This is a genomic window from Paraburkholderia sp., assembly GCF_035948235.1.
Lineage (GTDB): Bacteria > Pseudomonadota > Gammaproteobacteria > Burkholderiales > Burkholderiaceae > Paraburkholderia.
The window spans coordinates 1-9,848 of sequence record NZ_DASZJJ010000149.1; the positions used below are offsets into that span (position 1 = coordinate 1).

At 65.4% G+C, this 9,848-nt stretch carries 8 protein-coding genes; 3 read left to right on the forward strand and 5 right to left on the reverse strand.

From position 1 onward, the window contains the following. The 3 genes from VG320_RS13280 to VG320_RS13290 form a co-directional block, all read right to left on the reverse strand. A partial coding sequence (locus tag VG320_RS13280; RefSeq protein ID WP_327200567.1) for a porin occupies nucleotides 1-1,107 on the reverse strand: 1,107 nt, incomplete at its 3' end. A 109-nt stretch (nucleotides 1,108-1,216) separates the two neighbouring features. After that, nucleotides 1,217-2,269: an ABC transporter substrate-binding protein gene (locus VG320_RS13285; protein ID WP_327200568.1), complete on the reverse strand. Its 1,053-nt coding sequence runs from the start codon at nucleotides 2,267-2,269 to the stop codon at nucleotides 1,217-1,219. Nucleotides 2,270-2,400: 131 nt separating this feature from the next. Further along, complete coding sequence (locus VG320_RS13290; protein WP_327200569.1) at nucleotides 2,401-3,531, reverse strand: mandelate racemase/muconate lactonizing enzyme family protein; 1,131 nt, start codon at nucleotides 3,529-3,531, stop codon at nucleotides 2,401-2,403. A gap of 218 nt (nucleotides 3,532-3,749) precedes the next feature. Between VG320_RS13290 and VG320_RS13295 the strand changes: the two genes are divergently transcribed. Next, the gene (locus VG320_RS13295) at nucleotides 3,750-5,237 is read left to right on the forward strand and encodes a PLP-dependent aminotransferase family protein (protein WP_327200570.1); all 1,488 of its coding nucleotides are present in this window, start codon (nucleotides 3,750-3,752) and stop codon (nucleotides 5,235-5,237) included. Between the two features lie 168 nt (nucleotides 5,238-5,405). After that, entirely contained in the window at nucleotides 5,406-5,747 is a 342-nt protein-coding gene (locus VG320_RS13300; protein WP_327200575.1) for a carboxymuconolactone decarboxylase family protein, read from the forward strand. 32 nt (nucleotides 5,748-5,779) lie between these two features. Here VG320_RS13300 and alr read toward each other — a convergent pair whose 3' ends face one another. Continuing rightward, nucleotides 5,780-6,892: an alanine racemase gene (gene alr, locus VG320_RS13305; protein ID WP_327200572.1), complete on the reverse strand. Its 1,113-nt coding sequence runs from the start codon at nucleotides 6,890-6,892 to the stop codon at nucleotides 5,780-5,782. 123 nt (nucleotides 6,893-7,015) lie between these two features. Continuing rightward, nucleotides 7,016-8,032 (reverse strand): LysR family transcriptional regulator, encoded by a 1,017-nt coding sequence (locus tag VG320_RS13310; RefSeq protein WP_327200573.1) that lies wholly within the window; start codon nucleotides 8,030-8,032, stop codon nucleotides 7,016-7,018. A 95-nt stretch (nucleotides 8,033-8,127) separates the two neighbouring features. Here VG320_RS13310 and VG320_RS13315 point away from each other — a divergent pair. After that, nucleotides 8,128-9,848: sulfatase-like hydrolase/transferase (locus VG320_RS13315; RefSeq protein ID WP_327200574.1), on the forward strand; the 1,721-nt coding region annotated here is incomplete at its 3' end.

Here is a 9,848-nt window from a genome sequence, read left to right on the forward strand (position 1 = left end):
GACGACCTGGTTTTGCGTGCTCGACGGGTTGAAGCCCGTGATCTGCGCGTTTTCCGCTGAGCCTGCCGCGTGCTGGTACGAACCCATCGCGTAGACCGACGTACGCTTCGAAAGCGAGTACTGGGCGATCAGGTTGACCTGATGGTACTTCGGATCGCCGTCGGTGGCATGATCCTGGCCCATCGTGAAGGTGTAGCCCGCGCCCACCGTGAAGGCCGGCGTGATGGCATACGTGCCCGACAGTTCGTAGTTCTGGAAGTGCAGGTCGTGGCTGCCGTTACCCGAAGAAAAGTCCACGTTCGAGTAGTTGGCCATCACCTTGAGGCTGCCCAGCACGTACGACGCGCCCGCCGAGAGAATGCCCTGATAGCGTGCATTCGCCAGCGCGTTGCCGTAGATGGTGTTCACAAAGCCGCCGCCGCTGCCATAACCTGCCACCGCCGAGATCGGATCGTTGATACGCAGATAACCCACGCCCGCGCTGAACGAACCCAGCGTGTAGGCCGCCGCCGCGCTATACGAAGCGTTGTTCGAGAACTGGCCTGCCTGGCCGCCAAACGAGTAGTGGCCTTCGAACTGGAAGCCCGCCATCACGGGGCTGATGTACTTGACAGCGTTGTTGACCGGGAACCCGTTGTCGAGGTTGTCCATGTCGTTCGGATGCGCTAAGTACCAGCCGCCGTAGTTGCCGTTGAGCGAATACGGTTCGATCAGGTCGACGGTGGCGTCCCACTGCTTGCCCAGGGTGATCTGGCCATACTGTTCCGACTTCACGCCGACATAGGCGTTACGCGAGAACGCCAGGCCGCCGCCTGCCGCACCCGTGGCCGCATTGAAGCCGCTTTCGAGGCGGAAGATCGCCGAATAGCCGCCGCCCAGGTCTTCCGAGCCGCGCAGGCCCCAGCGGCTGCCCGCCGGCACGCCGCTTTGCATCTGGACCAGATGGTTGCCGCTGCCCGGCACGAGATTGCCGTTCGCGCCGCTGGCGACGTTGTTGGCGTAATCCACGCCCAGATCGATGATGCCGTACAGCGTGACGCTGCTTTGCGCGTGGGCGCCCGCTGCGGCGAGCGCGAGCGGCAGCGCCGCGAGAAGTTTCTTCTTCACTGCGAGTCTCCTGGTCTGGACGCCGCTCGCTGCGGCGTCCTCTTCTGTTAAATATTTACCTGGTAATACGAATCAAACGAATCAGGCGAATCAAATCCGGACGAAGCGCTCAAGCGCCAAGCGACTTCTGCACTTTCGTCGCGACATCGGCGGGCACCCACGTCTTCCACATTTCCGGATGCGTCTTGAGGAACTTGAGCGCTTCGGCCTGCGCGTCGACCTTATGCTCGGTCATGTCGAGAATCGTCGTGTTCAGGAAGTCGATCGGGAAGCTCACTTTCGAGAAGAACGCCATCACGTCAGGCTCGGCCTGATAGAAAGGCGTGGACACGCCAATCTTCAGCTGCGAAACCAGATACGAGGACGCGCATTGCTGCGAGCTGTTCGCTTCGCGCAGCGTCTTCCAGCACGCTTCGTTGAACGGCGGCATCTTCAGTTGCACGAACTTGTACTTCGCCATCAGCGCGGCCGGTTCCCAGTAGTAGGTAAGGATCGGCTTGCCGCGCGCGTAGGCCGACGAAATCGCCGCATCGAGCGCCGCGCCCGTGCCGGGGCGGAAGTTCGTATAGCTGTCGTCGAGCTTGAGCAGTTTCAGCAGGCGTGTGTTCACGCGCTCGCAGTCCCAGCCCGAAGGGCAGTTCAGGAAGCGGCCACGATCCGGTTCCTCGTCGTCGGTGAAGAGGGTTTTGTACTTCGGCAGATCGCTCACGGATTGCAGGTCCGGTGCGCTTGCCTTGATGCCGCGCTTGGGGTCGCCATGGATCACGTAGTCGGGCACGTACCAGCCTTCCTTGGTGCCGCCCGGCAGTGTGTCGCCGACCAGTTTCACCGAGCCGGCCTTCACCGCGCCCGCGATGATTTCCGAGCGGCCGGTCCATTGTTCGGACCACACCTGCAGGTCGTTGCGCGAGAGCGCCGTTTCGGTGGCGGCCGTGCTGCCCGGCACGGTGTCGGTCTGGCAGCCGTAACCGTTCTTGACGATGTAGCGCAGCACTTCGCTCGTGAAGTTGCCGCTTTCCCACGTCACGCCCGCGAAGTGAACCGGCTTGCCCTGACTGCACCAGTTGCCCGCGGCATGTGCGGGCAGGGCGGCAACCGCGAGCGGCGCGGCCAGGCAGGCGGCCCGGAATGTGGACCAAAGCAGGCTGCTTATCTTTTTCATTGCGTGTCTCCGTCTATTTGAAATGTTTCGGAATGCTTCGTTTTTTGTCCGGTCGTTCGCTTTTCGCTCGCTTCTGTGTGGCTCCGCCGGAGCGGGCCGCAACCGGTTTAATCGTCGGCTTTAAGGGTGCTTCAGGTGTAACGGCTGTCGTGCGCGCCCGTGGTGGCTAGCACCGCTTCGTCCAGTTCGATGCCCAGACCCGGCGCGTCGCCCAGATCGAGCCAGCCTTGAGCATCCGGCTCGATGGCGCGCGTGAGCGGGAAGTCGCGTCGCGCGGGCGTCCATTCGGGCGGGTCGTAAGGGAATTCGACGAAGGGCGCGTTGCCCGCGCCCGCCACGACATGCAGGTTCGCGGCCAGACCGATGCCGTTGCCCCAGGTGTGCGGCGTGAAAATCTTTCCGTTGGCCTCGACCTGCGAGGCGAGGCGGCGCGCGCCTTCCATGCCGAGCGAGCAAACCACATCGGGTTGATAGACATCGAGGCAATCGCGTGCGAGCAGCGCCGCGAATTCGTGCGCTTCGCGCGTCATCTCGCCGCCCGCGATGCGCACGTCGGTCAGTTGACGCAGCCGCGCGTGCCCCGCGTAATCGCCACGATGCAGCGGCTCTTCCACCCAGTAGGGGCGATAGCGCTCGATCTGGCGGATCACGGCGAGCGCGTCCTCGGTACGCCACGGCGCCTGGGTGTCCCAGGGCATGCGCCAGCCCTGATTGCAGTCGACCATGATCTCGATGGCGTCGCCCGCGGCTTCGCGCACGGCTGCCAGCGCCGCAATATCGTCGACGAGACTGGCGCGGCCAAAGCGCACCTTCAGCGCCGGAAAGCCGCGCGCCACGGCGTGTTCGGCCCAGCGCGCCATGCCGTCGAGCGAACGATGCACGCCCGACGACGCATAGGCACGCACCCGCCGCGCGCGGCCGCCGGCCATCTGCCAGCACGGCTGGCCGAGAATCTTGCCGGCCAGATCCCACAGTGCGACGTCCAGCGGCCAGAGCCGTCCCGCATGGAAACTCAGGTTGTCGAGCACCGCCGAATGGCGCGCAAGATCGAGCGGATCGGCGCCGATGAAGAGATCGCGATAGTCGTCGAAGCCATACATGGCGTCGCCCGAACCGATGCCCACGCGTCCTTCGGTGTCCTCCACACGCACGATGGTCGCCGGGAAGGCGCGGCGCGGGCGGCTGTCCCATGACGCCGGAAAGGGCGGGTCGAGCGGCAGGCGATGCTGGCTGACCGTGATGCGGGCGATGCGATTTGTCATGGCGCGTATGGCGCCGCTCGTTGCGCGCCAAAGGCGGCGCTGGGCGGCGATAGTCTCCTTGGCCTGTGCAGGCGTTACGGCATCCTAGAGGGTCAATTTGTGGCACTCAATGAAGTCAATTGAAGTAAATGACAGCCTTCAATTCCGCGAATTGGGCGCGATAATGACCCAGCGGCCGCGCCGGGGTGCGGCGCGCTTCGACCCTCGGGAAAACACCCATGAACGGCTGGATGCCCACGCTGCCTGCGCTGCCACGCGGCGAACCCAAATACCGCGCGATCGCCTATGCCTATGCGCAGGCGATCAACGGGGGCCAGATGCTGCCCGGCGAGAAACTGCCTGCGCACCGGCTGCTGGCGAAGAAGCTCAGCGTGACGACCGGCACCGTCAGCCGCGCCTATACGGAACTGGAGCGCTGCGGCATGGTGGTGGCGCGCGTGGGCGACGGCACCTACGTGGCCGAGCCCGATGCCGACGGCGCGCGCCAGGCGTCGGAGGCGGGCGTGGGCGGCACGCTCGCCGCATACGCGAGTGCCGCGCCCACGGGCAATACCGGCAGCATCGGCAACATGCCCGCGCCGCCCGCACCGGGCCGCCCTGTCGATCTCGGCCAGAACGTGCCGATGCCGACCGACGAAGCGCTGTTGCTTACGCAGACGCTGCGCGAACTGGCTGCCGACGAACGCCTGAGCGGCGAATTGCTGCTTTATCAACCTGAAGGCGGCCGCCGCTCGCATCGCGAAGCCGGCGCGCGCTGGCTGGCGCGCATGGGCTGTACGGTGCCCGCCGAACGCGTGCTGGTGACGCAGGGCGCACAGCACGGGCTCGCGTGCGTCCTGCGCGCGGTGTTGCGTCCCGGGGACACGATCTTTGCGGAGGCGCTGAGCTATCCCGGTATCGTCGCGCTCGCGCGGCAACTGCGTTTGAACCTGGTGGGCATCGAAATCGACGAGGAGGGCATCGTGCCCGCCGCGCTTGAACGTGCATGCGCGCTGCTCGCGCCGCGTGCGCTGTTCTGCGTGCCGACGCTGCACAACCCGACCACGGCAACGCTTTCCGAAGCACGCCGCGCGGCTATCGCCGAGATCGCCGTGCGCCACAACCTTGTGGTGATCGAGGATCTGGTGCCTGCTGCGCTGCTCGCGGCGGGCACCACGCCGCCGCCCACACCGCTGGCGGCGCGCCTGCCCGAGCACGGCATCGTGATCAGCAGCCTGTCGAAGGCGGTTGCGCCGGGATTGCGCGTGGGTTACGTGCAGGCGCCGCAGGATTGGGTGGGCAAGATTCTCGCCGTGATCCGCAGCGACTGCTGGATGACCTCGCCGCTGAGCGCGGAGATCGCGGCGCGCTGGATCGTCAGTGGCGAGATCGACCGGCTGGTCGCGCAGCAGCGCGCCTGCGTGGACGTGCGCCAGGCGATCGCCGCCGATGTGCTATCGGGCTGGACCTATCGCACCGATCCAGCGAGTCCGCATCTCTGGCTACCGCTCGCCGAGCCGTGGCGAGCCGCCGAATTCGCGGCGGCGCTGCGCCAGGCAGGCGTGCTCGCGAAGACGGCAGACAGCTTTGTGATCGGGCGCGGGTCCGCGCCGCATGCGGTGCGCTTGAGCCTGGGCGGCGCGCGTTCGCACGAAGCCTTGCGCGACGCGCTGGAAGTGCTCGCGCGCACGCTGCGCAATGGGCCGGAAGGGCTTTATTCGGCGTGATTCCGTCATTCTGGCGCGCTAGCATGCGGTGATAGTTCACCACCAGGAGGCGAGCCGACCATGAGCAATGCGAAGGATTCCAAGAAAAAAGCCGCGAAGGCCAGCAAGGTCAAAACGCCAAAAGCCCAAACCGCAGCCGCAGCCGGCCAGGCTCGCCGTACCGAAGTGATGGGCGAAGCCTTCGTCGCGCGTGCAATGGGTTCGATGGACGGCTTCACGCGGCCGCTACAGGAATGGCTCAACGAGCACGCGTGGGGCAGCACCTGGCTGCGCGACGGGCTCGATCTCAAGACGCGCAGCCTTTGCACCTGCTCGATGCTGGCGGCGCTTGGGCGCAGCACCGAACTCAAAGGCCACATACGCGGTGCGATCAACAACGGCGCGAGCGTGGTCGAGATTCGCGAAGTGCTGCTGCATAGCGCGATCTACGCGGGCGCGCCCGCCGCCGGAGAAGCGTTTCGCGCCGCGAAGGAAGTACTGGCTGAGATGGGCGTCGCGCTTCCCGACTGACGTGCGACTGACGCCCGACTGACGCACGCCCCTTACGCCGCGACACCTTCCTCAGCCTCGCGCTGCACCGTCGCGAGGCCATCGACCTCCACCGGCACACGCCGCGCGACGGCGCACATCAACTCATAGCCGATCGTGCCCGACGGCTCGGCCACTTCATCGACCTTCACATTTTCGCCCCACAGTTCCACGTGCGAGCCGATGCCGGCGTCCGGGCAGGGCGTGAGATCGACCGTGAGCATGTCCATCGACACACGGCCGACCACGCGCGTACGCACGCCATCGACGGCGATTGGCGTGCCGGTTGGCGCGTGGCGCGGGTAGCCGTCCGCGTAGCCGCACGCCACCACGCCGATGCGCATCGGCTGCTCGACCGCATAGGTACGGCCGTAGCCGATGGTGTCCTGCGGCGCCAGCGTCTGCACGCCGATGATGCGGCTCGACAGCGTCATCGCCGCGCGCAGACCCACGCCTTCGATATGTCGTGCCGCGCCCGTGGGCGATGCGCCGTAGAGGATCGTGCCGGGCCGCACCCAGTCGCGGTGCGCGCGCGGATGCCAGAGCACCGCCGCCGAGTTCGACAGCGAGCGCTCGCCGGGAATGCCTGCCGTCGCGGCGTCGAAGCGGTCGAGCTGCCAGTCGATCGCACCGTCGTCGGCGTTGGCGAAGTGGGTCATGAGGCTGATCGCGCCGATGCTCGGAATCGCGCGGGCGCGCTCCCAGGCCGCGCGATAGGCGTCAGGCTTGTAGCCCAGGCGGTTCATGCCCGAGTTCATCTTCAGCTGGATATCGATGGGCCGCGTCGTTTGTGCCGCAGCGAGCAGCGCCAGTTGCTCGTCGCAATGCACGGCGACGGTCAGGCGATGGGCGACGGCGGTGTCGACGTCGGCGGCATCGAACACGCCTTCGAGCAGCAGGATCGGTTTGCTCCAGCCGAGTTCGCGCACGCGCACGGCTTCGTCGAGATCGAGCAGGGCGATGCCGTCGGCGTCCGCGAGCGCCGGGTAGATGCGCTCGATGCCATGGCCGTAGGCGTTGGCCTTGACGACCGCCCACACGCGCGAGCCCGCTGCACTGCGCGCGGCGAGCTTGAGATTGTGGCGGATGGCTTCGGGATGGATGCGGACGGAAATGGGGCGCGGCATGAGCGATCCTGCTAACGAAGGTGAGTGGGGCTTTCCAGTAATTTGTGCAATCGTATTGATTTTCGTCCAGTTATTTTTAACGTATTTCCCGTGGAATTTGGGCTTATTTACTGGATTGAGGTTTTATGCCGATGTGCGCTGCTCGCCCGTCGCGTAACGAAGCGCCTCCAGCACCGTGGCGACGGCCGCGCTGCGCGGCTCGTGACTCAGTGCGCCCAAGGCGGGCGCGATGGTGCTGAGCTTGAGCGGCAGCGCGCGCAGCTCGCGCATGGCGTCGCTGCGGCTTGCGCGCGTGGCCGACGTGACGAACAGGCACTGCATGCGCTGCGCCACCGCGCGGTTGGTGTGATGCGAAGCCGATTCCATGAGGATCTGCGGCATCGGCTGGCCCGCCCGTGCGAATTCCGCTTCGAGCGCGGTACGCATGGGCGAGCCGAGCGGCGGCGCGATCCACGCAAACGCGGCGGTGTCGGCCCAGCTCACGCGACTGCGCTTGTGCAGCGGATGCCGATGGCTCGCGACCACCACCACGTCGTCGCGCAGCAGTTCATCGACATGCAGTCCCGAGGCTAGCGCGGTTGCCTCCAGCCGGCAGACCAGCAGATCGAGTTCGCGCCGCTGGGCCAGTGGCAGCAAGCGGTCGAGCGTATCGACGCGCACGTTGAGTTGCAGCGGCGTGTCGTGCTCACGTAGCCATGCGAGCACGCCGGGCAGGAACTGCTCGTCCATATTGGGCAGCAGGCCGATCGTGAGCGGCTGGCCCAGACCGTGGCGCAAGGCTTCGAAGGCGGGCTCGATCTCGCGCAGATCGTTGAGAATGCGCGCGATGCAGTCGAGCATCGCGTCGCCATAGAGCGTGGGCTCGACTCGCCGCGAGGTGCGTTCGAACAGTTTTAGACCCAGCGATTCTTCGAGTTCGCGCAGCCATTTGGAGAGCGCGGGCTGCGAGATCGACGCGGCTTCCGCCGTGCGCGCGAAGCTTCGGTAGCGGCCGAGCCACTCGAGCGTTTCGAGATCGCGTAGCCGCAGGCGGCGCAGCGCGACGGGCAAGGCGGCGAGACGCGCGGCGTCGGGCGATGAGCTTGTCTTGCGCAATGGCCTTGAGGCGGGTTTTGCAGCCGGCATGAGCGTCGATTCCATTCATATATCCACGGTTATGGATTATGCGGAATCTTTCATCGAATCCAATGCCGATTCGCGAATAATAAAAAGCCCGCGAATGAAGGAGACGGATGATGAAGGGCGAAAAGAATGCCGCCGAAACAGGCGCACCAGCTGGCGCACCAAACGACGCGCGCCGCAACTTTCTCAAGGCGGCCGGCGCGGCTGTCGCGACTGCGGGAGTCGGCGCCGCGGCGCCGGTGACGGGTGTGGCAGCAGAAGCGCCCCGCGTCGCAAGCGCGCCTGCCGACGGCGTGCCCGCATTCCGCCAGGCCGCCGCCGCGCCCGGGCAGGCGCCCACGGGCTACAACATCCTCTTCATCCTGACCGATCAGGAACGCCACTTCGACGCGTGGCCGTTCCCGGTGCCGGGCCGCTCGGCGTTGCGCCGCGACGGCATCACCTTCACGAATCACCAGATCGCTTCGTGCGTGTGCTCGCCGTCGCGCTCGACCATCTACACGGGACAGCACACGCAACACACCGGCGTGCTCGACAATGCGGGCGTGCCGTGGCAGCCCGATATGTCGCCGGACATTCGCACCGTGGGCGACATGATGCGCGACGCGGGCTATTACGCGGCCTATCTCGGCAAATGGCATTTAAGTTCGAAGCTGCACGAAACAGCCAGCCCGTACACCGCGCCCGTGTCCGACTACAACCATACGATCAGGGAGTATGGCTTCGACGATTACTTTGGCGTGGGCGACCTGATTGGCATGGTGCGCGGCGGCTACAACTACGACGGCATCACGACCGAATCGGCGGTGAGCTGGATGCGCAATCACGCGCCGCGTCTGGCGAAGGAAGGCAAGCCGTGGTTTCTCGCGGTCAACCTCGTGAATCCGCATGACGTGATGTTCGTGAATACCGATCCACCGGGATCAAATCTGCAGGACGCGAACAAGCCGATGCTCGGCAACGCGCATCCACCCGAAGACGCGCTCTATCAGCAGAAATGGGAGCGCGTACCGCTGGCGGCGTCGCGTCATCAGCCTTACGACGAACCGGGCCGCCCGGCTGCGCACGGTATGTTCAACGCTGCGCACGCGAATCTGGTGGGGCGTTATCCATTCACCGACGAACGGATTCGTACTTATCAGGATAACTACTTTAACTGTGTGCGCGATTGCGATACGCATGTTGTGCGCCTGCTGCAATCCCTGCAATCGTTGGGGCTGGATGAGCGCACCATCGTCGTGATGACCGCCGATCACGGCGACCATGTGGGCGCGCATCAACTGGTAGGCAAGGGCGCGACGGCCTATCAGCCGCAGAACCATGTGCCCCTCGTGATTCGTCATCCCGCCTATCCTGGCGGCAAGCAATGCGACGCGCTGACTTCGCATATCGATATCGCGCCGACACTGCTGGGACTCACGGGTCTCGACGATACACGCCGCGCGACGATTGGCGGTCCTGCGCTCAAGGGCAAAAATATCGTGCCGTGGCTGGCTGCGCCCGAGAAAGCGCAGACCAATAGCGTGCGCGATACCGCGCTCTTCAATTACGCCATGCTGCTCTATTACGACAGCGAATGGATGCTCAAGGAACTGGGCACGCTGCGTGAAAAAGGCGTGCCCGAAGACGAATTGCGTCGCCGCGCGCTGGCGCAGCAGCCCGATTTCCGTCTGCGCGGCACGATACGCAGCGTATTCGACGGGCGGTATCGCTTGACGCGTTACTTCTCGCCGCTGCAATTCAATACGCCGACGACGCTCGAAGCACTGTTCGCGCAGAACGACGTCGAGCTATACGACGTGGCGAGCGATCCTGGCGAGATGCGCAATCTGGC

Coding starts and splice junctions, on each gene's coding strand:
- VG320_RS13285 (WP_327200568.1), bottom strand. CDS start 2,269: ATGAAAAAGATAAGCAGCCTGCTTTGGTCCACATTCCGGGCCGCCTGC.
- VG320_RS13290 (WP_327200569.1), bottom strand. CDS start 3,531: ATGACAAATCGCATCGCCCGCATCACGGTCAGCCAGCATCGCCTGCCG.
- VG320_RS13295 (WP_327200570.1), top strand. CDS start 3,750: ATGAACGGCTGGATGCCCACGCTGCCTGCGCTGCCACGCGGCGAACCC.
- VG320_RS13300 (WP_327200575.1), top strand. CDS start 5,406: ATGGGCGAAGCCTTCGTCGCGCGTGCAATGGGTTCGATGGACGGCTTC.
- alr (WP_327200572.1), bottom strand. CDS start 6,892: ATGCCGCGCCCCATTTCCGTCCGCATCCATCCCGAAGCCATCCGCCAC.
- VG320_RS13310 (WP_327200573.1), bottom strand. CDS start 8,032: ATGGAATCGACGCTCATGCCGGCTGCAAAACCCGCCTCAAGGCCATTG.